Source organism: Paenibacillus sp. 32O-W, assembly GCF_007679495.1.
GTDB classification, from domain to species: Bacteria; Bacillota; Bacilli; order Paenibacillales; family NBRC-103111; genus Paenibacillus_L; species Paenibacillus_L residui.
This window is the reverse complement of sequence record NZ_VEGP01000011.1, coordinates 82650-107772: the sequence shown is the minus strand read 5'-3', so window position 1 is coordinate 107772 and position 25123 is coordinate 82650. Positions and strand designations below refer to the sequence as shown.

At 50.1% G+C, this 25123-nt stretch carries 21 protein-coding genes; 16 read left to right on the top strand and 5 right to left on the bottom strand.

The window, feature by feature from the left end; all coding sequences use genetic code 11:
• Positions 1 to 251: 251 nt before the first annotated feature.
• From FS806_RS06970 to FS806_RS06930, 9 genes are all read left to right on the top strand, one after another.
• Positions 252 to 1268 carry an NAD-dependent epimerase/dehydratase family protein gene (locus tag FS806_RS06970; protein ID WP_144933858.1) on the top strand — a complete coding sequence of 339 codons (1017 nt, stop codon included), beginning with the start codon at positions 252 to 254 and terminating at the stop codon, positions 1266 to 1268.
• Between the two features lies 1 nt (position 1269).
• Complete coding sequence (locus FS806_RS06965; protein ID WP_144933857.1) at positions 1270 to 2340, top strand: dihydrodipicolinate synthase family protein; 1071 nt, start codon at positions 1270 to 1272, stop codon at positions 2338 to 2340.
• 32 nt (positions 2341 to 2372) lie between these two features.
• Positions 2373 to 3047, top strand: coding sequence for an L-serine ammonia-lyase, iron-sulfur-dependent subunit beta (sdaAB, locus tag FS806_RS06960; protein ID WP_144933856.1), 675 nt, complete (start codon positions 2373 to 2375; stop codon positions 3045 to 3047).
• Between the two features lie 3 nt (positions 3048 to 3050).
• Entirely contained in the window at positions 3051 to 3941 is an 891-nt protein-coding gene (gene sdaAA, locus FS806_RS06955) for an L-serine ammonia-lyase, iron-sulfur-dependent, subunit alpha (protein ID WP_144933855.1), read from the top strand.
• Positions 3938 to 5128, top strand: a complete 1191-nt coding sequence (locus tag FS806_RS06950) for a M20 metallopeptidase family protein (protein ID WP_260982011.1) — start codon at positions 3938 to 3940, stop codon at positions 5126 to 5128. The genes sdaAA and FS806_RS06950 overlap by 4 nt, the downstream gene beginning before the upstream one ends.
• A gap of 45 nt (positions 5129 to 5173) precedes the next feature.
• Positions 5174 to 6526 (top strand): helix-turn-helix domain-containing protein, encoded by a 1353-nt coding sequence (locus tag FS806_RS06945; protein ID WP_144933854.1) that lies wholly within the window; start codon positions 5174 to 5176, stop codon positions 6524 to 6526.
• A 110-nt stretch (positions 6527 to 6636) separates the two neighbouring features.
• The gene (locus FS806_RS06940) at positions 6637 to 7686 is read left to right on the top strand and encodes an SIS domain-containing protein (protein WP_144933853.1); all 1050 of its coding nucleotides are present in this window, start codon (positions 6637 to 6639) and stop codon (positions 7684 to 7686) included.
• A 71-nt stretch (positions 7687 to 7757) separates the two neighbouring features.
• Positions 7758 to 8570 carry a DeoR/GlpR family DNA-binding transcription regulator gene (locus FS806_RS06935; RefSeq protein ID WP_144933852.1) on the top strand — a complete coding sequence of 271 codons (813 nt, stop codon included), beginning with the start codon at positions 7758 to 7760 and terminating at the stop codon, positions 8568 to 8570.
• The gene (locus FS806_RS06930; protein ID WP_144933851.1) at positions 8567 to 9526 is read left to right on the top strand and encodes an ROK family protein; all 960 of its coding nucleotides are present in this window, start codon (positions 8567 to 8569) and stop codon (positions 9524 to 9526) included. Before FS806_RS06935 ends, FS806_RS06930 begins: the two co-directional genes overlap by 4 nt.
• A gap of 874 nt (positions 9527 to 10400) precedes the next feature.
• On the opposite strand, the gene FS806_RS06925 is transcribed toward FS806_RS06930, so the two are convergent.
• From FS806_RS06925 to nagB, 3 genes are all read right to left on the bottom strand, one after another.
• Entirely contained in the window at positions 10401 to 11276 is an 876-nt protein-coding gene (locus FS806_RS06925; RefSeq protein ID WP_222126603.1) for an IS1595 family transposase, read from the bottom strand.
• Positions 11277 to 12300: 1024 nt separating this feature from the next.
• Positions 12301 to 13476 (bottom strand): N-acetylglucosamine-6-phosphate deacetylase, encoded by a 1176-nt coding sequence (gene nagA / locus FS806_RS06920; protein ID WP_144933849.1) that lies wholly within the window; start codon positions 13474 to 13476, stop codon positions 12301 to 12303.
• Positions 13473 to 14201: a glucosamine-6-phosphate deaminase gene (gene nagB / locus FS806_RS06915; RefSeq protein ID WP_144933848.1), complete on the bottom strand. Its 729-nt coding sequence runs from the start codon at positions 14199 to 14201 to the stop codon at positions 13473 to 13475. The genes nagA and nagB overlap by 4 nt, the downstream gene beginning before the upstream one ends.
• Before the next feature lie 589 nt (positions 14202 to 14790).
• On the opposite strand from nagB, the gene FS806_RS06910 reads away from it, so the two are divergent.
• Both FS806_RS06910 and FS806_RS06905 read left to right on the top strand, forming a co-directional pair.
• Positions 14791 to 15666: a sugar phosphate isomerase/epimerase family protein gene (locus FS806_RS06910; protein ID WP_144933847.1), complete on the top strand. Its 876-nt coding sequence runs from the start codon at positions 14791 to 14793 to the stop codon at positions 15664 to 15666.
• A gap of 165 nt (positions 15667 to 15831) precedes the next feature.
• Positions 15832 to 17241 (top strand): MFS transporter, encoded by a 1410-nt coding sequence (locus FS806_RS06905; protein WP_144933846.1) that lies wholly within the window; start codon positions 15832 to 15834, stop codon positions 17239 to 17241.
• Between the two features lie 24 nt (positions 17242 to 17265).
• Here FS806_RS06905 and FS806_RS06900 read toward each other — a convergent pair whose 3' ends face one another.
• The gene (locus FS806_RS06900; protein ID WP_260982010.1) at positions 17266 to 18024 is read right to left on the bottom strand and encodes an EcsC family protein; all 759 of its coding nucleotides are present in this window, start codon (positions 18022 to 18024) and stop codon (positions 17266 to 17268) included.
• A gap of 119 nt (positions 18025 to 18143) precedes the next feature.
• Positions 18144 to 18455 carry a hypothetical protein gene (locus FS806_RS06895; protein ID WP_144933845.1) on the bottom strand — a complete coding sequence of 104 codons (312 nt, stop codon included), beginning with the start codon at positions 18453 to 18455 and terminating at the stop codon, positions 18144 to 18146.
• A 316-nt stretch (positions 18456 to 18771) separates the two neighbouring features.
• On the opposite strand from FS806_RS06895, the gene FS806_RS06890 reads away from it, so the two are divergent.
• The 5 genes from FS806_RS06890 (at position 18772) to FS806_RS06870 (ending at position 25115) form a co-directional block, all read left to right on the top strand.
• A complete protein-coding gene (locus FS806_RS06890) occupies positions 18772 to 19728 on the top strand; it encodes an aldo/keto reductase family protein (protein ID WP_144933844.1) in 957 nt (318 codons plus the stop codon).
• Between the two features lie 418 nt (positions 19729 to 20146).
• Positions 20147 to 22375, top strand: coding sequence for a PAS domain-containing sensor histidine kinase (locus FS806_RS06885; protein WP_186328241.1), 2229 nt, complete (start codon positions 20147 to 20149; stop codon positions 22373 to 22375).
• Entirely contained in the window at positions 22372 to 23238 is an 867-nt protein-coding gene (locus tag FS806_RS06880; RefSeq protein WP_144933842.1) for a MurR/RpiR family transcriptional regulator, read from the top strand. Before FS806_RS06885 ends, FS806_RS06880 begins: the two co-directional genes overlap by 4 nt.
• Before the next feature lie 159 nt (positions 23239 to 23397).
• Positions 23398 to 24099, top strand: coding sequence for an N-acetylmannosamine-6-phosphate 2-epimerase (locus FS806_RS06875; RefSeq protein ID WP_186328240.1), 702 nt, complete (start codon positions 23398 to 23400; stop codon positions 24097 to 24099).
• A gap of 47 nt (positions 24100 to 24146) precedes the next feature.
• On the top strand, positions 24147 to 25115 hold the full coding sequence (locus tag FS806_RS06870; RefSeq protein ID WP_144933841.1) for an ROK family protein: 969 nt from the start codon (positions 24147 to 24149) through the stop codon (positions 25113 to 25115).
• The last annotated feature ends 8 nt before the right edge of the window (positions 25116 to 25123 follow it).

Below are 25123 nucleotides of genomic sequence, written 5' to 3'. Positions count from 1 at the left end.
TCCACTTTTTTACAGTCCGCGAGGCAGATCCACTATATTCAGTGTTTGATATTACGGGCTTTCGAAATTTAGGATCATTTGTCGACGAGCTGCGTCCGGGCGTTTACACGAGACGGGTCAGGCCGCTGCCGGCGGCTTCGGACATTCAAGCTGACTCTTGCATATTTAAGGACGATTTAAAGACTTGTCTTTATATAAATGGACGAATACAATTAAGTTATAAATAAGCGAAAGATGAAGGGAGAACTGTTATGAAAACGGTCGAAGAACTGGAAGCGAAGCTGGCCGAGCCTTCTGCGGCATTGGTTAAAGAGATTGCAGAGCTGGACGGCGATATCATGCTGCTGGGTGTCGGAGGCAAGATGGGGCCGAGCTTGGCGCGGTTGGCCATGAATGCCATTAAGGAAGCCGGAGTGAACAAGAAGGTAATCGGAGCCTCCCGTTTCTCCTCGGGTACGCTTAGACAGGAGTTGGAGAACGACGGAGTGGAAACGATTGCAGTCGACCTTCTTAATGATTCGGAACTGCAAGCGCTGCCAGATGTCAAAAACATTATTTATATGGCGGGAAATAAATTCGGTACGACCGGCAATGAGCATTTTACCTGGGCGATGAACTCCTACCTGCCCGGGCGGGTGGCGGAGAAATACAGAAATTCCCGGATCGTCGCCTTCTCGACCGGGAACGTCTATCCTCTGACGCCTGTCATCGATGGCGGAGCCACTGAATTAACTCCTCCGAATCCGAACGGGGAATACGGCCAGTCGAGCTTGGGCCGCGAGCGGGTATTCGAATATTTCTCTCATAAATATGGGACTCCGCTGACTGTATTTCGCTTGAATTATGCTATAGACTTGAGATACGGGGTCTTGCTTGAAATTGCCAAGGCAATCAAGGAAGGAAGAGAAATCGATGTAACGATGGGCCATGCCAACGTGATCTGGCAGGGAGACGCCAATGAGATGGCCATCCGCTCTTTGACCGTCGCCAGCAATCCGCCGACTGTGTTGAACGTAACCGGTCCCGAGACGATTTCGCTGCGCTGGGTGGCCAAGGAATTCGCCAACCGTCTTGGTACCGAGGCCAAGATTATCGGCAAGGAAGCAGAGACGGCTCTGCTCAGCAACTCTTCGAAAGCGATCCAAACCTTCGGTTATCCGAGAGTTTCCTTGCTGCAGATGATCGATTGGATTGCCGATTGGGTCCAAATAGATGGAGCTACCTGGAACAAGCCGACTCATTTCCAGGAAAGGGAGGGGAAATATTGATATGGCCAAGCGTAAAGAATTAACTCCCGAACAGCTGCGGGCGCTGCACGACGGTTTGGCGATTCCCGCTCACCCGCTGGCCCTGGATGAGAACCGGAAGCTGGATGAGCGGCGTCAGCGGGCACTGACACGCTACTATATGGCAGCCGGTGCCGGAGGAGTAGCGGTTGGGGTCCATTCGACACAATTTGAAATCCGCGATAAGGACGTGAACTTGCTGGAGCCTGTGCTGCGTCTGGCTGCCGAAGAAGTGGACCGGGCCAATCTGGACCGTCCCTTCCTGAAAATAGCCGGGATTTGCGGGCCGACAGAGCAAGCGATAGCCGAAGCAGAGCTTGCCGTGCGTCTCGGCTATGACATGGGGCTGCTCAGCATGGGCGGTCTTCAGAACTGGACGGAAGAGCAGATTCTCGACAGAACCCGGGCGGTTGCCGAGATTATTCCGGTGTTCGGCTTCTATCTGCAGCCTTCCGTCGGAGGGCGGATCTTCAGCTTCCGGTTCTGGGAGCAGTTCGCGAACATTCCCGGCGTTATGGCTATCAAGATGGCTCCGTTCAATCGCTACCAGACGATTGACGTAGCCAGGGCGGTATGTTATTCCGAGCGCAGAGACGAAATCGCTCTGTATACCGGCAACGATGATAACATTGTCAACGATTTGTTGTCAGTCTACCGGTTCCAGGTGAACGGACAGCCGGTGGAAAAAAGAATTGTAGGCGGTCTGCTCGGACATTGGGCGGTCTGGACCCGTAAAGCCGTGGAATTGCTCGAGGAAATCAAGCAGGTCCGAAATAATGAGCAGTTGTCTGCCGAGTGGCTTACCCGGAATATCGAGGTGACGGAGACTAATGCCGCTTTCTTCGATCCTGCCAACCATTTTGCAGGCTGCATTCCGGGAATTCATGAAGTGCTGAGACGCCAAGGGCTGCTGGCCGGCCGCTGGTGCCTTAACCCGAAGGAGGAGTTGTCTCCGGGGCAGATGGAAGAGATTGACCGGATGTATCGGGATTATCCGCATTTGAACGATGATAAGTTTGTCAAGCAACACTTAAATGAGTGGCTGGAGCAGTAAGGTAACGCCCACCATGAGCGGAGGGGTATTCCATGCGGTTTAAAGATGTGTTTTCCATAATAGGACCGGCGATGATCGGTCCTTCCAGCTCACATACGGCGGGGGCTATTCGTCTGGGACGGGTAGCCCGTCAGCTGTTTGGCGAGCTTCCGGAACAGGCGGAGATTACGCTGTTCGGTTCATTTGCCGAAACCTATCAGGGGCATGGGACAGACTTGGCCCTGGTGGGTGGCTTGCTGGATTACGAGCCGGACGATTCGCGGATTCCTCATTCACTGGATGATGCGGAGCAAGCCGGCATGAAGGTCAGTTTCCTGCCGAGCTCCCTGCCTGCCTTCCATCCGAATACAGCGAAGATTGCCTTGTCCGGCAAGGGAAAGACGCTGTCGGTGACGGGGGCATCCATTGGGGGAGGCAACATTGAGATTGTCAACGTCAATCAGTTCGACATCAAATTCACCGGCATATATCCAACCTTGGTAATCGCTCATCAGGACCGGCCCGGAATGATCGCGGAGATTACGGCGATTCTCAAGTCGGAGCAGGTGAATATCGGGTATATGGATCTGGACAGAAAGTCCCGCAACGGCGAAGCGATGACGGTCATTGAAGTGGACTCGCCGATTTCCCGCGAGCTGATCGATCAGCTTCTTAAGGTGGACATGATTCATACAGTGGGGACGGTTGACCTCACGGAAAGAGGATGAACAATGAGATTTCGGACGCTGAAGGAATTGGCGGAGTTATGTGAGCAGGAAGGATTATCTATAGCCCGTCTGATGATTGAGGAGCAATCTAAGGAATCGGGCCGGACTCCGGAACAGGAATTTAATAAGATGAAACAGTATTATGAAGTGATGAAGGAAGCGGTTCATAAAGGGCTGACGGAGGATACGACTTCACGCAGCGGTCTGACCGGACGGGATGCCCAGCGGGTGAACAGCTTCATGCAGGATCAAGAGCCGTCCTTGGGGAGAGAGGCCTGCCTCGCCATGACGTATGCGCTTGCGGTTTCAGAAGTGAACGCTTCCATGGGGCGAATCATCGCTACGCCGACGGCGGGGTCCTGCGGAATCATTCCGGGTGTCTTCGTCAGCAGCCAACAGCGATTCGGTTGGACCGACGACCATATGGTGGAGGGACTGTTCTGTGCAGGGGCGATCGGCTACGTTATAGCGAACAATTCGTTTGTCTCCGGAGCCGAGGGTGGCTGTCAGGCCGAGGTGGGATCCGCGATCGGAATGGCGGCCGGCGCTATGACGGAACTACGGGGAGGAACCCCGGCTCAAGCGGTACACGCTGTTGGATTGGCGCTCAAAAATACGCTTGGCCTGATCTGCGACCCGGTCGGCGGCCTAGTTGAAATTCCGTGCATCGTCCGAAACGGCTTCGGCGCAGTGAATGCGCTGGCCGCAGCGGATATGGCACTGGCCGGCGTGAGAAGTGTGATACCGTCCGATGAAGTGGTCAATGTTATGTACGAAGTAGGCAGCGCCATGCCGTCGAAACATCGCGAAACGGCTCAAGGCGGGCTCGCTCAGACTCCGACAGGCAAGCAGATCATGAGCGAGCTGAACTTGCGAAGGGGGAAGAAGCAATGAGCATGGCGAATCGGAAATGGTTGGATGACGGGAAACGGTTGGAGACGGAACTGGTCGAGTTTCGTCGCGATTTGCACCGTCATCCCGAGCTTAGCCTGCAGGAATCGAGGACAGCGGGCAAAGTTGCGGAGGCGTTAAGCGGGTTGGGGCTGACCATACGTACGCAAGTAGGGGGGCACGGAATTGTCGCCGACCTGGTTGGGGAAGCCCCCGGGCCCAGGATTGCTCTGCGCGCCGATATGGATGCGCTGCCGATAGAAGAAGAGAGTGGAGTTCCTTTCTCTTCCGAAGTCCCGGGTGTTATGCATGCCTGCGGTCATGACGCCCATACGGCCATTCTTCTGGGGGCCGCCCATATTCTGTCTGCGAGACGCCGGAGCCTGAAGGGTACGGTCCGCTTTCTGTTTCAGGCAGCCGAGGAAATCAATGCCGGAGCGAAGGCTATGATCGCAGATGGAGCTCTTGACGGAGTAGACGAAATCTACGGGCTGCATAATTTGCCCACGCTGTCGGCCGGTAAGGTGGCGACCCGCTATGGTTCCTTGATGGGATCGGTTGACCGGCTGGAAATCAAGCTGGAGGGGCGCGGGGGGCATGGTGCGATTCCCGATCAGAGCATCGACCCCGTCGTTGCCGCATCGGCCATCGTCATGGGGCTGCAGACGGCGGTGAGCCGCGAAATCTCTCCGTTCGAGCCGGCTGTCGTCACTATTGGGAGCATTCACGCCGGGGAGGCGAATAATGTAATTCCCCACCGGGCCATCCTGACCGGGACCGTGCGTACTTTCTCTCCTCAAGTGCAGAGCGGAATGAAGGAGCGTCTGGCAAGAATTATCCAGCAAATTAGCGAAGCCTATCGCTGCCGCGCAACGGTAAACTATATCGAACAGACACCGGTGCTGGTCAGTACGGATGAATGTGTCAGCCATGTCGAACAGACTACGGATCGTCTTATCGGACAGGAAAATCGGGTTGAGGCGGCTCCCACTATGGCCGGAGAAGATTTCTCCGTTTATCTTAACCATGTACCGGGTTGTTTCTTCTGGCTCGGATCGGGGCCTGCGGAGAATGCTGAACAGGCGTATGGTCTTCACCATCCGAAGTTTGCAATAGATGAACAGTGTATTGCTCTAGGTGCTTCATTGCTGTCAGCCATTGCAAATGATCGGCTGAACGGGTATAAATGAGAGGGAAGCCATCATCTTTAACTTGAAGCTGGAGGCACATTGCTCATGATTTCTAATTGGAATACCAATGAATTGGACAATATCAAAATCGGTGTCATCGGTTCCGAAGTACTTATAAAAAAGATCAGCAAAGTGATGAAAGGATTCCCTTCCTTTCAGCCGATTTATTCTGCGTTTAAAAGTGAACAAGAAGTACCGTCATTGGCCCAAAAATTGATGGACGAGGTGGAGGTCCTTCTATTTTCAGGGCCTCTTCCTTATCAGCGAGCGAAGGACAAGCTCAAATTCACCGTTCCGGTTCATTATTTGCCGCTGACCGGGACAGGCTTGTATCGGGCATTATTCCGTGCATATAAGAGTTTTGCCGCCGCCACACTATCGGTCGACACCTTAAAGATGCAGATGATTGAATCCCCGTTGAACGAATTAGGGGAGGTCGGGCTGCAAACCTTCGTCTATAATGGCAAGGATCCGTATTCCAGAGAGGCCCTTATTCAATTTCACCGCCAAATCTACGAGGAAACGCAAGGGAAGTCGTGTGCCTTAACCGGATTGAAATCGGTTGCAGCCGCACTGACGGAACTTAACATCCCGAACGAGTGGGTCGTGCCGACCGAGCAGGATATCATCGTTACCCTGGAAAGAGCCTTGTTATCGACAGAGTCCCGCAAGAGTAAGGAATCTCAGATTGTGCTGGGATTTATCGTCATTGACGATTCGGCCAGGTTATATGAAATGAAAACGACCGAACACGAGGTGCAGAAGCTAAAGCTGGAAATTCACCGAATGCTTCTGGAATATGTTGAGTCATTGGATGGCCATCTGACCCATCTGGGCGGGGATGAATATTTATTCACAACGACTCGCGGTATTTTTGAACGGGAAACCGGGGGGTACAAATATATTCCGCTTGGAAGAGAAGCGGAAAAATCACTTGGCTTTACCATCAGCATGGGGGTTGGCTTCGGCCAGTCCGCAGGAGAAGCGGGGACGCATGCGCGCATCGCTCTGCGGCAAGCCCGGGAAGCCGGGGGCAATATCAGCTTCATCGTCCGCGAGGATCGAAGCGTCATCGGTCCGCTAGAGATGTCCCAGCCACTGGAGATGAATTTGTCGCTGATCGATTCGAATCTGATCAAGAAAGCGGAGAATAATGGAATGACACTGGCTTACTTGAGCAAGCTGGCGGCTCAGGTGGCGCGTAAAGGGCAGACGGATTATACGGCCAAGGAGCTGGCGGAGATTCTGGGTGTAACCATCCGGAGTGTGCACCGGTTTCTGCTGCAATGGACCGATAGCGGTTTGGTGGACATTGTAGGCGAGCAGCGAAGTCCGTCCAAGGGGCGGCCCAAACAAATTTATCGGCTTTTGTTTATCGATAATCAACAAGAAAACTAAGCCATAGTCCAAAAAAATGATTAAAACAACAATAATAATGATTGAATCTTTCAAAAATAAGACATATAATTTCATTAAGATTTCTTATTTTATAAAAGGAGCGATCATTCATGAACTATGGCAAGTTTACTTATCCGGAAATTTCTTCTCAGTCTGAAGCGATTCAGGCGGCTCTCCAGATTGTTGAGCAAAATCAAGGCTGGATTGACCGTTATTTGAAAAACAATCAATGTGACGAAGTTATTTTTATCGGGTCCGGATCGTCTTATTATCAAGCCCAGACGATGGCCTCGACGTATCGAAAGTGGCTCGGTAAAGATGCCTCGGCATGGCCATCCTCTGAAATTTTCTTGTTTAGAGATCAGGCGGCAGCGGCAGGACGTAAGTATCTGTTGGTAGGTGTATCCCGTTCAGGAGAATCCACAGAGGTTATCCTTGCTCTGGAATCCGTGAAAGATTTGGCCAACTGGACGACCTGCGGAATTACATGCTATGCTGACAGTAAAATGGCTCAAATGACGGAGTGTCTTGTATCCGAACGGGGTCAGGAGAAGAGCACGGTCATGACCAAATCGTTCAGCAGCATGACTTTCATGATGCAAGCTGCAATCGCTTCCGCTTCCGGCAAGGCGGAGCTATGGGATGATATTCGCAAGGTGGCGGAAATGGATGAGCAGGTAGTCAAAGCGGCAGATCCCGTAGCCAAAGAATTAGCTTCAAACAAGTTCAGCAAATATATTTATTTGGGGATGGGAGCGTATTTCGGGTTGGCTCAGGAAGCCTGTCTGAAAATTAAAGAGATGTCTTATGTCTGGACGGAAAGCTTCGGCACATTGGAGTTTCGTCATGGTCCCAAATCTGTCGTTGACAAAGATACCTTCGTGTGTGTTATGGTCTCCGAGCAGGCCAGAAGCTACGAGCTGAAGGTAGCCGAAGAGATGAAGGCTTACGGAGCTCATGTTATGCTGATTACAGCCCGCAAAGGGGACGATACGGCTTTTGCCGATACGGTTTTTGAAGTGGGTGGAGCTGACTTATCCGATGAAGCCAGAAGTGTTCTTAATCTTCCAGTCCTGCAGTATCTTGGTTTATATACAGCTATTGAATTGGGTGTCGACCCGGATAGCCCGCGCAACTTGACGCAAGTCGTTAAAATCTAAAGAACTAGTATTACATTGCCACATTTATTCAAATTTGTACTAAAGTCTAACATTTGGAGTGAGCAGAAATCATGGTCGGAAAGGGTTCATCCAAAGGTGAGCAACGGCGCGCCAACATTCTGAATATGCTTAAACAAAATGGACGGATAACCGTGCAGGAAATAGTGGGCAGATTCGCATGCTCGGAAGCGACGGCCCGCCGCGACCTGGATCTGCTCGAGAAGACGGAACCGATCATTCGTACGATAGGCGGAGCTTTGTATGACGGCTTTAGTGCCACCCGGGAAATATCGTTCACCGAGCGCAAGCATTATTCCTGGATAGAGAAGGAAGCTATTGCTGAGAAGGCGGCTTCTCTTATCGGGGAAGGTGATATTATAGGTTTGACCGGGGGGACCACCACCTTTTTGATTGCCAGAGCGCTAAAGACGCGCAGAGGGATTACCGTGGTGACCAACGCAGTCAATATTGCCATGGAGTTAGCCGATAACGACGAGATTCAGATCGTCGTTATCGGCGGAATCATGCGGAACAAAAGCTTCGAGCTATGCGGTCCCCTGGCCGAGAAGATGGTCGACAGCTTGAACATAGGCAAGATGTTTATCGGAATTGATGGGATTTCCTTGCAGGGCGTGACCACCTATTCGGAATCGGAAGCGGAGATCGCCAAAGCGCTGATCAAAAGATCCGGGCAAACCTATGCCGTATTCGATCACTCCAAAGTGGGGAAAAGCTCGCTGTTTTCCATCGCTCCATTGTCATCCCTGCACGCTTGCATTACCGATGCGAAGAATATGGGGGCCGAACTTCATGAGCAATTGGTGAAGCTTGGTGTTAAGCAGTATTTAGTTGATTCCAGTGGAAAAAGAGAGGGAAGCGTATGAAATATTATGCCGGTATCGACTTAGGGGGAACGAATATTGTCTGCGGCCTCCTGGATGAACAGTTTCAACTGCTCCGCAAACTCAAGCTTCCAACGGAAGCAGCCAAAGGCGGGGAACACGTGATTGCCAAAATTGCCGGGATGGTGGATGAACTGATCGGCCAGCAAGGGATTACCCGCAAGGATGTCCGCGCCATCGGCGCTGGAATTCCCGGTTTAATTAATCCGGCGGAAGGAATTTGCAATTTCGCGGCCAACCTGTCCTGGAGAGATTTCAAAGTCAGTGAGAAACTCAATCAATTGCTGGGCATTCCTGTGTTTATCGATAATGATGTGCGCATGTATGTCCAAGGTGAAGCAGCCAAAGGAGCCGGGCAAGGCTATCCGGTAGTATTCGGCATAACCATCGGAACCGGTGTAGCGGCCGCTTTAGTTGAGAATGGCAAGCTGTATTACGGCGGATCCTACATTGCCGGTGAGATCGGCCATATTCGGATGGACGGGGAAGAGAGTTTGTGCGGATGCGGGCTAACGGGTTGTTTGGAAACGGTTGCTTCTGCGACAGGTCTGGCAAGACAAGCGCGAGAAGCGGTCGAGAAGGGGACCTCCACGATCATGTCCTCTATGGTTTCCAGTCCGGCAGAGCTAACCGCGACGCATCTTTCTCAAGCTTATGATCAAGGAGACCAGGTTGCAATCGATATTATGACGCATACCGGCAAGCAGTTAGGCAGAGGGCTTTCTTATGCGGTTACATTACTTAACCCGGACGTCATCGTTATCGGCGGCGGAGGCGCGAACGCGGGAGAACGTCTGCTGGGTCCGATGAAGCAGGAGCTTCAGCGTTTAGTTCTGCCTATGTATTGGGACCGTTTGGAGATCAAAACAGCAGAACTGCTGGATGATGCCGGAGTCATCGGCAGCGCGGTTAACGCCTCCAACCGGGTAGCGGAGTAGAAGAAGGGACTCGCTTCCAGCAATCTTCTTGCGTCTTTCTATCTCCCTAAATAACATCCATATCACTAAGCCGTTCCATCTTTTGATAAAAACTGCCCAAACTGAACTGCACCTCTTATGTTAGAGGGTCTCTAACTTTCGAGGGTCTCTTCAAAAATAGGGGCAGTTTTTATTTTTTTACCGCATCAGAAGGTTAAAGTTTATTAAGGCAACAAATGAATACCTTTCAAACTGGCATAAAAAAGCTACCGCGTAAAATCTTCACACGATCAGACACCCTGGCAAGCGACCGCGCCGGGGCAGGCTAATGCCATATTACTCCACGTCCTTGCCTCGACCAAGATGGCCGACCAATTTCTTCAAACTTGCCTGTTTTTCTAAGCCTGTTTTAGTTAGCCTGTTTTAGATAGCGTGTTTTTCTTAGCTTGTTTTTTTGCTTACCTGTAGCTTGTCTATTCACTTACTTATACACAAAACGTATACACTTATCTATCAATTGCCTATATGCCACCCCTGTACAAGACGTATACACTTATCTGCCATTTGGTTATGCACTTTCTGCTGTGCAAGACGTATACACTCGTTTCTACCACTTGCCTATGCACTTACCGATGCACTAGATGTAACCGCTTTTTATCGCTTGCCTATGTGCTTATCTTAGTACTCACGTATTCACTTAATGTATATCTTTTATCTCTTTGCGAAGCCTTTTGACTGTTATCCCCTTTGCTCAGAAAAAGTACATGGCTTGATGGATTAAATGTCAGATAAATAGTCAATTTAAAAAGATGTTTATTAGTCATGCTCAGAAAAGAGAAGCAATCTGAAGTGTCGCCCGTTATTCAATAATTATAGATGTTCAATTCGGTTACAGTTATCCAGATGTCCGCAAACAAGCACTAGCCAGATGTTCAAAAATCGGGACGTTCTGCAATTGTAAATTCAGACGAAAACAGAATTCATCCAGGTAATGCTGTAAATACTTCGGTCCGATCCCGTTAAATACTCGATTGGTCCACGCTCTCGCTTTGCGCAAATAATTCCGCAGGGAAGGAACGCGTTGATAATGGTAGCGTCTCGTCTCGATATCCACATCGAGCGCATCCGGGCTGACGTGCTCCTTGATGAAGTGCTCGCCCGCAGACCGATAGATTCTGCCATCCTCCATATCTTCCGGACGAACGGTTTTGATTTTGACCTGCTGAGGTACAGCTCCTTTGTCCAAGGAAGCAACGACGAATACAGGCCTCTGTTCGGGATAGAGCCCTAAGACCGATGCAGCGCTGCGGAAAGGGCGATGAAAGGCTGTACCCCCCTTCACCACACCGGTAAGCGGCTGCTTATGATCTGCTTGAGACAAAGCTTGGCGAATCTTGTGAAGGATCGCCCAGGCGGTTTTATAAGTGACCTGCAGGAACGAACTGAGCTGAACGGCATTCGTGCCTCGCTCGGTGTTGGCAACGAGATGAAAAGCGAGAAACCATTTGCACAGCGAAGTCCGGCTTCCTTCCATCACTGTACCAGCGATCAGGGAAGTCTGATGTCGGCAGCTTCGGCACTCATAGAGCGGCAGCCGACGGGAACGGATGACATACGCCTGCCTATGTTCGCAACGAGGACAGGAAAAGCCATCCGGCCATTTCGCTTGATAGATGAATTGTACACAATCCTCCTCGGTTTTAAAGCGATTCCGAAAAGCTTTTTCCTCTTGCTTGAAGGCACTTTCGTCCCATTTGGAGTACCGATCCATAGACAGATTTAACAAAACATCTTGAATTATTTTCGAATCTACACTTCGACCCGCATCCGTTTCTGGCTTTCGGTGCAAATCCGAACGGCAATCTTTATCCGCGTTTCGAGGCAAAAATGCCCCCAAGCCAAAACTCTTGTCCGACTCTTCATCCCTCTTCGAATCGAAACTTCCAGTCCATTTTCGATACAAACCTGAATGAAAGCCAGTACGCCGCTCTAACTCCATAGCCTCCGAAGCAAAAGAGGACATTGCACTCACCTCAATAGTACGAACATATGTTTGTTTTTATTATAACGAATATACGTTCTCGTATCAAGAAGTATTTATAAAAAGAGTAGAGGTTTAGATCGAGTCTGGACGGAATTTTTAAGAGCAACTATGGTAAATCTTAAAGACAAATCAACTCTGAATTTTGACAAATAAAAACTGTGTTTTTAAGAGTCAAAGAAACAAGAAAAGAGGGGAGTACTGAGTGAATGGGATAACAGTCAAAGAGCCGGGAAAGAGATAATGACACAACCAAACGGAACTGAGTGAACGGGTAGCAATCAAAAGGGGGGCGATGTATGAAGCTACTGCAGATAAAAAACTGAGTGAACGGGATAACAGTCAAAGAGCCGGGAAAGAGATAATGACACAACCAAACGGAACTGAGAGAACGGGATGGCAATCAAAAGGGGGAGATGTATGAAGCTGCTGCAGATAAGAAACTGAGTGAACGGGATGCAATCAAGGGGGGGTAGATATATGAAGCTGCTGCAGATAAGAAACTGAGTGAATGGGATAACAGTCAAAGAGCCGGGAAAGAGATAGCAATCAAAAGGGGGCGATGTATGAAGCTGATGCAGATAAGAAACTGAGTGAATGGGATAACAGTCAAATGGGCCGGGAAAGAGAAAATGACACGACCAAACCGGAACTGAGTGGTCGAGAGGCGTTCCTAGACATAAGTAACCGCCCGGCGGCCGCCGGGCGGTTGTATGTGACCTTCTTCGGGCTTAGGCGCCCATTGAAGTTGTCATTAAACGGTTTGTTTTCCCTTAACCCAAATGCTTGAGATGTCAAGATCAGGAGTGAGAAGCAGGATGTCCGCTTGCTTGCCCACTGCGAGGCTTCCCAGCTTGTCGTCCATTCCGAGCATACGGGCCGGATTGCCGCTTGCCAAAACACTCGCCTCCTGGACGGATATTCCCACCGTATTCACCATGTAACGGAAAGCAGAAATCATAGTCAGGGTGCTTCCTGCCAGACTGTTACCTTCTGTTAGGGTGGCCATTCCGTCTTTAACGGTGACGGCGAGCCCTCCAAGGCTATACTGTCCGTTACCCAGTCCGGCGGCAGACATGGCATCTGTAATCAGCATCAAATTATGACTCTGTTTAGCCCGGGTCAACAGCCGGATGGCACCCGGATGGACATGAAAGCCGTCTGCGATGATTTCCGCGCTGATTCGGTCATCCGTCAAGACAGCGCCGACCGTACCCGGCTTCCGGTGATGAAGTCCGGTCATTGCGTTAAAAGTATGGACCGCATGCTTCAGGCCGTGCTCCACCGCTTCCTCGATCACTTCATAAGTGGCATCTGTATGTCCGGCGGCTGCTACAATGCCGTTAGCCTTGAGCCACTCGATCAATTCGTAGGCACCTTCGGTTTCGGGTGCGAGGGTAAGCATTTTGATCAAACCAGGATATTGTTGAGTCCAATCCTGCAGCCATTGCTTCTGAGGAGGAACGATAAACTCAGGATTTTGCGCACCCGGCCATTTATGGCTGATGAACGGGCCTTCCAAGTGAACACCGATCAGTTGAGCATAGGGCATTTCCTTGCTTCTATAGCTGCTGACAGCCTCCAATACGCGGGATAAAGCATCATGAGGGCCGGTTACAGTCGTGGCCAGCATGGAGGTCGTTCCGTTCTGGCCATGAAAGCGGGTAATTCCATCCAGGCATTCCTGGGTTGCATCCATGAAGTCATGACCGAATCCCCCATGAACGTGAACATCGATAAAGCCGGGAACTACCCAGCCTTTCTTGGCGTCAACACGTGTTCCCGAGAAGGATTCCGTCAGTTCAGGACGGCTCCCACGGGATCCAACCCATACAATTTTATCTCCTTCTATCAGCACTTCTCCATCGCTGATAACCTCTTCCTCCGTAACTACTGAAGCATTGGTAATGAGAATTTGATTGGCGCTCATTTTAATAACCTCCCTGCTTCGGAATCCGTCATAACGATCAGTTGAGGATGCAGTTGAAGGAATGATGCCGGGCATTGCGGGTCAATAGGGCCTCTCAATGCTCTATGCATAATTTCTGCTTTATCCGAGCCTTTCGCGAGCAGCAGAATGGTTTTCGATTTCATAATGGTCCCCAGACCTACGGTAATTGCTTGGACAGGAACATCATCGATGGAATCAAAAAAACGAGCGTTAGCCTTTCGCGTCTCCTCGTGGAGATCGACCAGATGGGTAGCACTTTGGAGCGTTGGGCCAGGCTCATTGAACCCGATATGTCCATTGTGGCCGATTCCCAGAATTTGTATGTCAATTCCTCCGGCTTGTTCGATCATTTGGTCGTACCGGACGCACTCCTCTTGAACAATCTCGGCATTGCCATTAGGAATATGGGCATTCTCTGCCGGAAGATCGATATGCTGGAATAAACGGGTATTCATAAAAGTGTAGTAGCTTTCCGAGTGATCTCGGGGCAGTCCAACATACTCATCCAGATTGAAGGTCTTGGCCGATTTGAAGCTGACGCTTCCCTTTTTATAGAGCTCTACCAGCTTCTCGTAAACACCGACCGGTGTGGATCCGGTCGCCAGGCCAAGTACTGCATTCGCTTTCGTATGAAGCGTGGCGGCCAGCAGCCCGGCTGCCGCTTCGTTCAGTTCTTCATTGGATGAAAAAATGTGTACATTCATTCTAATTCTAACCTCCGACGATATTGTACGGACAGCAAAAAGAACCTGGGTCCGCCTAATCAAGAACAAAGAAATCCGCAGAAGCAGTCCAGGGACAGAGCAATAGATCATCGTCCCAACACAGGACCATCAGGATAGTACAATGGTAGTCATATAACGATGTCCTATTTTAAATGTAAGGTTTCTGAGGGGCTATGTCAATAAACAGAAAGTTTATCTCGATCATAATCCTGATTGCAAACATCATTTGTAATGTTAGAAACGATAAAAATAAATGCTACAACTATTAAAAGCCCGCAGCTGCAGCTTTTCCATTGAAAAACAAAATATCTCGTTAAATATTATATTTGGAAAGGATTGACTAGCACGTAGACCACTTATACACTATAGGGGAACTCATTTTTTGTCTGATGAAGACAGGGGCAAACCGGGAGAAGTCTTCAGCATCTGGGTAAACGCTTGCAGGCAGGCAACGCTTTGTCAAGTATTTCGTCGAACGTTTATCTGGCTGCGGAATTTGTAAACAGAGCCGCTCTCGGATTCACACTGGCTCATCAGATAATTAATATTGCAGATTGGGGTGGAGGATATGAAGCTGACGAATAAAATCGGAGTCATTGTGGATAGTTTTGGAATTGGAGTTAGAGAAGGACTGAAGAAAGCCAAAGAGGTTGGGGCTGAGGGAGTTCAGATTTATGCTGTAAAAGGAGAGATGGATCCCGCTAACCTTAACGCGGCAGCACGCAGAGAGCTTAAGGACTATATTGAATCACTTGGTCTTGAAATCTCCGCTTTGTGTGGCGATCTCGGAGGTCACGGATTTCAGGACAAGTCAGAAAATCCCGCTAAAATAGAGAAGTCTAAACGAATTCTAGATTTGGCCATGGATTTGGGTACGAATGTAGTAACGACTCATATCGGAATTGTTCCCAACGACCGTAATAGCGAGGTTTTTGCAGTGATGCAGGAGGCTTGTGAGGAATTAAGTCAATATGCAAGCAGCATGAATGCTTATTTCGCGATTGAGACGGGTCCGGAAACGGCTGAGCATCTGAAATCATTCCTGGATACGTTAAGCTCCAAAGGCGTGTCCGTAAACTTCGATCCGGCCAATATGGTTATGGTGACGGGAGATGATCCGGTACAGGGAGTCAAGCTGCTAAAGGATTACATTGTACATACCCATGTTAAGGATGGTATCCGATACAAGGAAGTGGACCCGCGTGAAATTTATGGAGCGCTTGGATATGAACCGATGGATCATGGCAAAATTGCGCAAATGGTAGCATCGGGAGAGATTTTCAAAGAAGTTCCTCTTGGAGAAGGAAAGGTTGATTTTGATGCTTATTTTGCCGCCCTGCAGGAAATCGGTTATCAAGGTTATCTGACGATCGAGCGGGAAGTAGGGGATCAGCCGGAGGTGGATATCCGCAAGGCTGTAGAATTTATCAAACGTTATCGGTAAGCCCGAAACGGCTCTTGAACGGGTCCGTTCCCGTTCAAGGGCCTTCTTTGTATGATGAGAGTGGAAGGCCGTTTAATGGTTTCGCGATGGCTTCGCCTCTAACCTGATGTGAAATCTTCGCAGCTATTTTTGGAATGATTCCGGTCACAAAGAAGGTGCCAGGATATGGACGTAATTAAAAGTCGTTGGTCAATCCTCCAAATAGTCAATCTGGGAACCTTTATGTCCACGTTGGATGTGGGTATTGTTAACGTAGTGCTGCCGACAATGGCCGAACAGTTCGCGGCCCCGTTGGCCCAGGTTCAATGGGTTGTTACCTCTTATTTACTGACTATGGTTGCCCTGCTTCCGATATTAGGCAAATGGTCCGACCGGATGGACCGCAGTAAAGTCTACAGCTACGGCTTCTTGGTATTTGCGGTCGGATCTTTATTTGCTGCTTATTCACCTAATTTGGCTTCTATGATTGTGTCCAGAATCGTTCAAGGAATAGGGGCCTCGATGATTCTGTCGAACAGCCAGGCGATGGTGCGCAAATTATTTCCCAATCATGAAATTGGCAAAGCACTGGCGATGAATGCCGTTGTGATCTCGATCGGAACTCTGTCCGGACCCGCAGTCGGAGGTTTGCTGATGGAATGGGCTGATTGGTCCGTCTTGTTTCTGATCAATGTCCCGCTAGGTCTCTTGGCCCTGCTGTGCGGGCTCAAATGGTTTCCCCGGGATACCAAGCGAGGATATCAGCCGCTGGATGTAATAGGCTCGGTTTTGCTGGCTATCAGCACGGCGCTTCTGCTGCTGGGGGCGGTATATGGTGAAAGCAAGGGCTTCACCGGCACAATCATTGCACTGTATGCTTCCGGAACCGTGCTGCTTGTACTGCTGTTTCTCTATGAGAGGCAAATCTCCCATGGAGTGATTGACAAAGTATTATATACCAATCGAGGGATGGCGGTGGGCAATTCTGCCTCGCTGTTAATGAACGTTGCTCAAATGTCCACTTTAATTCCGATAACCTTCTACATGCAGCAAGTGTTGGAGTACCCGACCCGCACAGTGGGGCTGATGCTTGCCCTGCAGCCGGTATTTCTCGGAATCGCATCACCCGTTTCCGGATGGTATAGAGATAAGTACGGGGCGTATTATCCGACTATTGTCGGAGCGTCCATTTGCGCTATCTCCATGCTGTTTATTATCTGGGGCGGTGGAATCCACCCCATAGGCATTGCGCTTCATCTTTCGTTATTTGGGGTAGGAATGGGATTGTTCCAAGCCATAAATAATGCCGAAATTATGTCTGCGGCCCCGCCCGAAAAAATAAGCTTGATAGGAAGTATGCTGGCTCTGATCCGTTATTTCGGAATGATTATAGGGATCGGAATGGCGGTACTTATGGCTGGCGGAATGGGGGCAACCGCAGTAGATCCGGTTGAGTTGACGGGAAGGATTAAAGGTTTGTTCGGTGCGGCCTGTGCAGTCTGTTTCGCGATGGTGCTTATTTGCTTGCTGCGGCCCAAGGAGAAGCCGCAGGCCGAAGCTCCGACGGGCTCTGCCAAGGCAAGCAAGCCGTTATAAGCGGATAGGGGGAACCTGCAGTACCTACAGGTCCGCAGAAGAGAGCCCATTATGACGCTGCAGAATTCGCATCCGGTAGCTGTTCTTGGCTGCCACATTCAGATCCTCCAGCAAACCGTAATTGGCCCAAGCTCCAATTACAGCTCCAATTCCCGGAACCAACTGGAGAAGTTTGCGGAGATCAAGGGAGTCTCGATATTCCTGCTGCAGCTTCTGCCAGTCGATCTCGTCGCTGTTATTGAATCGTCCTGATGATTCGTGATGCTGATGTTCCCAATTCTTCATCCGTTCAAACACCGTCAGCCGGTGCTCTCTGCTGGAGAAGGCCAGTTGAAAGATTGAGAGAATATAGAGCCTCTCGTTCATGTCCGAGGTATCGAAGCCGTAAATATGCGCCATCTCGAATAAATACTTCATCTTGATGGCGATCAGCGCGGGAAAATCCACTGCTCCCAGCAGAAGGCCCCCGGCTCCGGTACCCGCTCCTTCGGCGGCCGCTACTTTCTTGTATACATTCGTCAGCTGCTCCGCCTGGCGGTCTCTCTCCTCCAGCGTAATGCCGTATGCTACCGGCCGCTTAGGAGTGTACTTTGCGCCGACGAGAGAAGCTTGCACGATTCCTTTGATCGCGGAGGTCAACGCTGCGTGGACTTTCTTGGGCAGGACATTGTTGATTTTGTTGCTGAATGCTTTGGAAGTCGATTCCAGAACTCCTTCTTTCTTGGCCAAGTTCCGTGCCCAAAGCCGCAATTCCATGGCGACTTGTTCTTCATATCCCATCATTAGTCCACTCCTGATTTCTAATTCTCCATCCGGATGACAGACCATCTCGCCCGGGAAGGATCTGTTTGCCATTCTTACTTGACCGATCGCCTGCGGATGCCGGATGAAGATTGCGGTAGTTAATCATCGAAAGTGTCTTCCACCCTCGAATGTCCTTCCAAAATACATTCCAGCTCCGTCTCAAAATTCAAATAAAGAGGAGGGGGTAGAAGCTCGATCATTTTGGCGATCTCGGGAAGCGCCAAAGCTTCTTCCATATTTCTCGGCCTGCGCTTCATTCCTTCGATCCAGTCTCTAACCAGCTCTATCAGCTTATAGAAGCTATTTTGAAACCGGTCCGCGTCCGCTTCGGAATCTTCCGGAGAACTGACGCTCATTTGCTGCCAGTTCTCCATCATTTCCTTAAATGCCCTATCGATAATCGAATTCATCCCCAATCTCCCCTTTCATGGCTTTCATAGCTCTTTCTCGGCTTGTTATCCGCCTTCTAATTCATTGTAACGGAATTTGTATGCAGGGTAAAAGTAAAAATTAATAATGAAGAGTAAGTTAAGTTTAACATTTTTAGAATATTCAACGTTTTTTTATCCAATTTTCTCCATTTTTCACTCTCTTTGAAGTATAATAATGGGGAAGAACCAAGCAGCCGTCAACTAGGACAGGGAGGAATAATCCTTCAACGCGGTAAATTCGGTGCCATGCACTCGAGAAGGATAACCATTCATTTTCGAAAGGAGCAGATACGAAATGAACTATCGTCAATTGGGGGCTTCCGGACTGAGAGTAAGTGAAATCAGTTTGGGTAGTTGGTTGACCTATGGAGAAGGGGGATATGTCGATTCGGCTAGAGCCCAGGAGACTATAGACAAGGCTTATGAACTGGGCATCAACTTCTTCGATACAGCTAATATTTATATGCGCGGAGAGGCTGAGAAAGTAGTCGGACAAGCTTTAGGAAAATATGCCCGGGAATCGTATGTGATTGCTACCAAGGTGTGGGGGCGGATGGGGGAAGGGCCGAATGACAGAGGCTTATCTCGCAAGCACATTATGGAGCAGTGCGAAGCCAGCTTGAAACGGTTGAATCTGGATTATATAGATCTTTATTACTGCCATCATTTTGATCCGGACACACCGATGGAGGAAACGCTGCGTGCCATGGACGACCTGGTCACACAGGGCAAAGTCTTCTATATCGGAGTAAGCAACTGGACGGCGGCACAAATTGCGGAAGCTGTCCATTTGGCAGACAGGAAGCTCCTGAATCGGATCGTTGCCAGTCAGCCGGTATACAACATGTTTAATAGAGCGATTGAACAGGAGCTGATTCCCGCGTGTACGCGGTTTGGGATCGGTCAGGTCGTATATTCCCCCTTGGCTCAAGGAGTGCTTGCGGGAAAATACAAGAATGCGACAGATGTGCCTCCGGACAGCAGGGCCACCCACTCCAGCGGAAAGCAGACGATCCAAAGATATTTGCATGACGACAACCTGCTCAAGGTGGCTCGAATCCGTGAAATAGCTGACGAATTAGGGTTAACCCTGTCTCAGTTGGCCATCGCCTGGATTTTGCGTCAGTCCAATGTTTCCAGCGCGCTCATAGGCGCCAGCCGAGTCCAGCAAGTGGAGGAGAACGCAGTGGCGTCCGGGGTAAGTCTCCCAAACGATGCGTTAGAACAAATTGAATCCATCCTGAATAATTGATGATTGGGCCCGGGACATTGCTCCCGGGAGCTTCCCAAATTGCCTTGCAGCAGCCTCAATACATACTCTCGCCAGTATAGCGCTTCTCGGTATAGATACCCTCTTCTTGCCACCATACATACTCAAAATTTAAAGGCAGATGATCATATTTTCGCTTCCGGAGAACGGCCTGAACTGTTTCAAATCGCGTAATTTGGTTTATTTGTTAGGGGTTATAGGGGGAAGGCAGCTACAAGATGTAAGTCACCACAGATGGTTAGTTAGAAAATATCGGACTAGGGTGAGGAAAATGATAAGGCTTCATTCAAAAGGAAGAAGGATCACTGGAAGCGCTCGCAATGGAGTGCCTTTAAAGATATCCCGTCGGGGTTATGTGCGGAAAGAAAAAGATTCTCCCATTCAGAGTTCTTCCCAACGGATGGAAGAAAAAGGGGAACAGGGAGACGGAATCGACCGTTCAAAGGAAACTCAACAGCACTGCGATTCCTTGGTGGAGCACAATCCGGCAGCCATCTCCTCCCTCGACTTATCCGGCGCTATCCAAACGGCCAATCCGGCTATGGAACAGCTAAGCGGCTATTCGGCCCAAGAATTAATCGGAATCAATTTGCTAAGCATGATCGATCCGGCCGATGTTTCGCGGACCAAGGGCTGTCTGGAGCAGACGATTCGCGGAGAACCGGCAAGCTGTGAGATGGTCTTCTACCGCAAAGACGGCACGGCAATGGATTTGGGGGTCAAATTTGTCCCGATCATCGTCCGCGGAATGCCAACGGGCATATATTTCATCGGCAGGGACATCACCCAGCGCAAGAGGGCAGAGAAAGAGCTGCGGCGAACCAAGGAGCAGCTTGAATCTCTATTCACGAATACATCGGATGCAATCGTCATTTTTAACAGGGCTGTCACCGTTCTTCAGGTGAACCCCGCTTTCGAGAAAATGTTCGGATGGACAGCGGAGGAAGTGGTCGGCCGTCATATTTCCGAGATGCTTCCTCATGAATGGGACAAATTGGAGCGGGCCTGCGATCATGTTCTTCATGTCGGCCCCTTGAACGGAACGGATGTCGCTCTATGGAGAAAAGACGGCACCGTAATTGAAATCAGCGTCACCATCTCTCCAATTAAGGATGGTACGGGACAGGTCAATGCTTTCGCGGCAATGATACGAGATCTTAGCGAGCGGGTTAAGATGGAGAAGACTTTGCGAGAAAGTGAAGCGAAGTACAGATTGATCGCGGAAAATATGACGGATCTCATCGCCATTTATGACAGAAACGGAAGGATGACTTATGCGTCTCCGTCCTTTAAGCATGTTCTCGGTAAAGAGCCGGAGCTGCATGGGAGAATAGAACAGATGGTCCACTCCCAGGATCGCAGAAAGATTCGTGAGAGGTTTACGGAGATGGTAAACACGAATCAAGCCAGCCGGTTTGAATACCGGTATGCCCTTTCCGAAAATCAGTCCCTGTTTCTGGAGGCAAGCGGCATTCCCGTGATCGGGGAATCCGGCCGGGTAGAAAGCGTCGTTATCGTCTCCCGCGACATTACGGCTCGCAAGAAGGCCGAAGACGCCCTGTTGGAAGCGGAAGAAAAGTATCGCAGTCTTGTAGAAGAGGCTCTTGTAGGAGTATATTTGATACAAGACTGGGAAATCACTTACGTTAATCCCAGATGTGCAGAGATGCTGGGATACCGAAGTGAAGAAATACTCCATAAGAATGTGATGCATTTCGTATATCCGGAAGACCATGACCTGTTCCTGAGCAAGTTCCGCAATCGTAAGGGCAGAAGCGTCCATTTTTATTTTCGTGCCTTGCATAAGGATGGCAGGGCGGTGGATGTCGAGCTGCACGGGACGATGACGACATACAAGGAGAAGCCGGCGATCATTGGCACGGTTATGGATATTACAGAGAGAAAACGAACGGAGGAGCTTCTGCGGAAATCCGATAAGCTGTCGGTCGTCGGGCAATTGGCGGCAGGCGTGGCTCACGAAATCCGCAACCCGTTAACCTCTCTCAAAGGCTTCGTCCAGCTGCTTAAAGCCAAGAACCAGGGACAGGAGCAGTATCTCAATATCATGCTGTCCGAGCTGGATCGAATCAATTACATAGTGAATGAATTCATGGTGATTGCCAAACCTCAGGTCATAGAATTCCAGCCGAAAGACGTCCGCCGCATTCTCTATGACGTCATTCCACTGCTGGACACCCAGGCCATCATGAACAATATTCAAATTCGGATGGACGCGGAAGAGAACCTTCCGTTGATCCATTGTGATGAAAACCAAATGAAGCAAGTTTTTATCAATATTCTCAAGAATGCTATCGAAGCCATGCATCATGGCGGGATCATTCAAATAAGAGTCAAGCAGGATCACAAGCGAAAGCTGCAGGTACGCATAGTTGATCAGGGCTCGGGAATCTCGCCCGAACGGCTGGCCCAATTGGGGGAGCCTTTTTATACAACGAAGGAGAAGGGGACTGGCCTCGGATTAATGGTCTGTTATAAAATTATTGAGATGCATCACGGGACCATTAAAATTAAAAGTAAGCTAGGCCAGGGGACAACCGTGGATATTGTGCTTCCCGCATATCCATCCCCGGAACAAAATCATTTCAAAGACAAAGGGACTGAACTATGAAGACGAACAAGATATCGGATTTAAACAACTCGTTGCTTATGATCAACAGCATTTACTCCTCTCTCACCAAATCGGAGAAGAAGGTTGCGGATACCGTTATGAAGGATCCGGAGGCCGCTGTCTTCTATACGATAACGGACCTCGCGGAGAAGGCGGACGTGGGGGAAACTTCCGTCATCCGGCTTTGCCGCAAGCTGGGGTTTAAAGGCTACCAGGAATTCAAGCTGTCCATCGTCCAGGATTTGGCCAGCCCGGCGGAGCAAATTATGGGAGAGATTGAAGAGAACGATAATATGGAAACCATCGCCAAAAAAATAACGGCCCATAACACTCAAGCGCTGCACAATGCACTGTCACTCCTTAATGAGCAGCATCTGAACAAGGTGGCCGATGCCATCATTCGTGCCGACCGACTGTTCTTCTGCGGAGTCGGCTCCTCGGGATTGACGGCCATGGATGCCAAGTACCGGTTTATGCGCCTCGGTTTTCAGGCGGACGCAGTGATGGATTCCCATATGATGGCCATGAATGTGGCACTGGTCGGCAAGAATGACGTAGTGGCGGTGATCTCTACAAGCGGGAGCACGAAGGATGTGGTGAATGCAGTTTCGATTGCCAAGGCCAATGGGGCTTTTATTTTCTGTATTACCAACCACGGGAAATCCCCTGTCACCCAGCAGGCGGATGCAGTGCTTCTGGGGACGTCAAGAGAAACCCCGCTGCAAGGAGGCGCGTTCTCTTCCAAATTGACCCAGATCCATCTTCTGGATATTTTATCGACCGTTGTCGCTCTCCGGCAGAAGGATCGGACCTACGCCGCTCTGGAGAAAACAGCGAAGGCGGTGTCCGATAAGCTATACTGATGAGCTGCTGGCCGATCAATACTGATAGTTAACAAGGAAAATGGAGCAAAAGTTCATTTTATTTAAATTATTGGAAGGAAAATTCTTTCTTTCTTCGGTATAGGGATGTATACTTAAAAAGTAGAGAGTAAAAGACCGAAAAGGAAAGTGAGAATTATAATGAAGAACTCTTTGATCCCATCCTTGTATAACCAATGTATTGTTTCTTGCCAGGCACTGGAAGATGAGCCTCTGTACGGCTCTCATATTATGGCGGCGATGGCCCAAGCGGCAGAGCGTGGTGGAGCTGCAGCCATACGCGCCAATACCCCCGTCGATATTCGGGCAATTAAACAGGCTTGCTCCCTTCCGGTGATCGGACTGTACAAGAAAGATTACCCGGATTCCGATGTGTATATAACGCCTACGTTCCAGGAAGTGAAGGAAGTAATCGAGGCCGGTGCCGAAATCGTGGCGATGGATGCTACCCGACAGCAGCGGCCGAATGGGGAGACTTTGGAGGGGCTGATTTCCCGTATTCGCGAGAGCTTTCCAGAAACACTTATTCTGGCGGATATTTCCACCTATGAAGAAGGAGTCCATGCGATGGATCTTGGGGTCGATCTGGTCTCAACGACATTGTCCGGCTATACGAGCTATAGTCTGCAGCAGTCCGAACCGGATATTGAGCTGGTCGGCAGACTGGCGGCTCTCAAGCGGACACCGGTCATCGCGGAGGGACGAATCTGGACGGTTGAGCAGTGCCAGGAATGCTTCCGTCAAGGCGCTTACGCTGTTATAATCGGGTCGGCGATTACCCGCCCGATGGAAATTACGAAGCGGTTCGTCCGGGCTGTTCAAGAAGTCACGGGCACGAAGTAATCCATTACATGATCTTATGGGTATGGTGAATGAACGGGGGACTTAGAATGAATGAACTGGCCATTGGAGTGGATCTGGGCGGGACCAAAATTCATTTGGCCGCGATAGACCGTTCCGGGCAGACGGTAGTTGAATCCATCGTTCCTACCGAGGCCAAGCAAGGTTCAGCCGCTGTGCTGAACAAGATGGTTAACGGCATTGCCGATATTTTGAGCCGGCTGAAGGATGTAAGCAGAGAAGGCGATGTGGTCGGCATCGGTATAGGAAGCGCGGGTCAGATCGACTTCAGCAGCGGTACGGTCGCTTTTGCCGTCGATACATTACCCGGTTGGACCGGAACTCCGATTCGCGACAAGGTCACCGAGCGTTTTGGGCTGCCGGTGTATGTCGATAACGATGTGAATGTGATTGCCATCGCGGAGAAAAATTTCGGGGCGGCGCGCCCTTATAACAGCTTCGTATGTATCGCGCTGGGTACCGGTGTAGGCGGAGCTATAGTTGAAGAGGGCCGTTTGGTCCGGGGCGCTTTCGGAGGAGCCGGGGAGCTCGGCCATATTTCGGTCGATTTCAACGGGCCTCGATGCAGCTGCGGCAATCACGGATGTATTGAACTGTACGCTTCCGGTACAGGAATAGCCCGAGTTGCGGCAGAGATGATTAACGCGAATGGCTGGCAGCCGAAATGGCAGGCCGATTCGCGGGAAGTGATTGCCGCCTGGAATTCGGGTGACCCTCATGCTTCTGAAGTGATGGCTAAAGTCATTAGCGCATTAAGCACTCATATAAGCAGTGTCATTCACACTCTGAATCCGGAAGCGGTTATTATCGGCGGCGGCGTATCTGAAGCGGGACCGGCCTTCTTCGAGGCTCTAAGAGAGGAAACCGGAAGAAGAACGGGGGCCGCGATGTGGAAGGCAACAACTTTGCTTCCTGCAGAAATAGGGAGCGGCGCGGGTGTCATCGGAGCGGCCGCCCAAATCTGGCATTATGGAACGAACACAATCAATCACGGATAAAAGAAAAG

Coding starts and splice junctions, on each gene's coding strand:
- FS806_RS06970 (WP_144933858.1), top strand. CDS start 252: ATGAAAACGGTCGAAGAACTGGAAGCGAAGCTGGCCGAGCCTTCTGCG.
- FS806_RS06965 (WP_144933857.1), top strand. CDS start 1,270: ATGGCCAAGCGTAAAGAATTAACTCCCGAACAGCTGCGGGCGCTGCAC.
- sdaAB (WP_144933856.1), top strand. CDS start 2,373: ATGCGGTTTAAAGATGTGTTTTCCATAATAGGACCGGCGATGATCGGT.
- sdaAA (WP_144933855.1), top strand. CDS start 3,051: ATGAGATTTCGGACGCTGAAGGAATTGGCGGAGTTATGTGAGCAGGAA.
- FS806_RS06950 (WP_260982011.1), top strand. CDS start 3,938: ATGAGCATGGCGAATCGGAAATGGTTGGATGACGGGAAACGGTTGGAG.
- FS806_RS06945 (WP_144933854.1), top strand. CDS start 5,174: ATGATTTCTAATTGGAATACCAATGAATTGGACAATATCAAAATCGGT.
- FS806_RS06940 (WP_144933853.1), top strand. CDS start 6,637: ATGAACTATGGCAAGTTTACTTATCCGGAAATTTCTTCTCAGTCTGAA.
- FS806_RS06935 (WP_144933852.1), top strand. CDS start 7,758: ATGGTCGGAAAGGGTTCATCCAAAGGTGAGCAACGGCGCGCCAACATT.
- FS806_RS06930 (WP_144933851.1), top strand. CDS start 8,567: ATGAAATATTATGCCGGTATCGACTTAGGGGGAACGAATATTGTCTGC.
- FS806_RS06925 (WP_222126603.1), bottom strand. CDS start 11,276: ATGGATCGGTACTCCAAATGGGACGAAAGTGCCTTCAAGCAAGAGGAA.
- nagA (WP_144933849.1), bottom strand. CDS start 13,476: ATGAGCGCCAATCAAATTCTCATTACCAATGCTTCAGTAGTTACGGAG.
- nagB (WP_144933848.1), bottom strand. CDS start 14,201: ATGAATGTACACATTTTTTCATCCAATGAAGAACTGAACGAAGCGGCA.
- FS806_RS06910 (WP_144933847.1), top strand. CDS start 14,791: ATGAAGCTGACGAATAAAATCGGAGTCATTGTGGATAGTTTTGGAATT.
- FS806_RS06905 (WP_144933846.1), top strand. CDS start 15,832: ATGGACGTAATTAAAAGTCGTTGGTCAATCCTCCAAATAGTCAATCTG.
- FS806_RS06900 (WP_260982010.1), bottom strand. CDS start 18,024: ATGATGGGATATGAAGAACAAGTCGCCATGGAATTGCGGCTTTGGGCA.
- FS806_RS06895 (WP_144933845.1), bottom strand. CDS start 18,455: ATGAATTCGATTATCGATAGGGCATTTAAGGAAATGATGGAGAACTGG.
- FS806_RS06890 (WP_144933844.1), top strand. CDS start 18,772: ATGAACTATCGTCAATTGGGGGCTTCCGGACTGAGAGTAAGTGAAATC.
- FS806_RS06885 (WP_186328241.1), top strand. CDS start 20,147: ATGGAAGAAAAAGGGGAACAGGGAGACGGAATCGACCGTTCAAAGGAA.
- FS806_RS06880 (WP_144933842.1), top strand. CDS start 22,372: ATGAAGACGAACAAGATATCGGATTTAAACAACTCGTTGCTTATGATC.
- FS806_RS06875 (WP_186328240.1), top strand. CDS start 23,398: ATGAAGAACTCTTTGATCCCATCCTTGTATAACCAATGTATTGTTTCT.
- FS806_RS06870 (WP_144933841.1), top strand. CDS start 24,147: ATGAATGAACTGGCCATTGGAGTGGATCTGGGCGGGACCAAAATTCAT.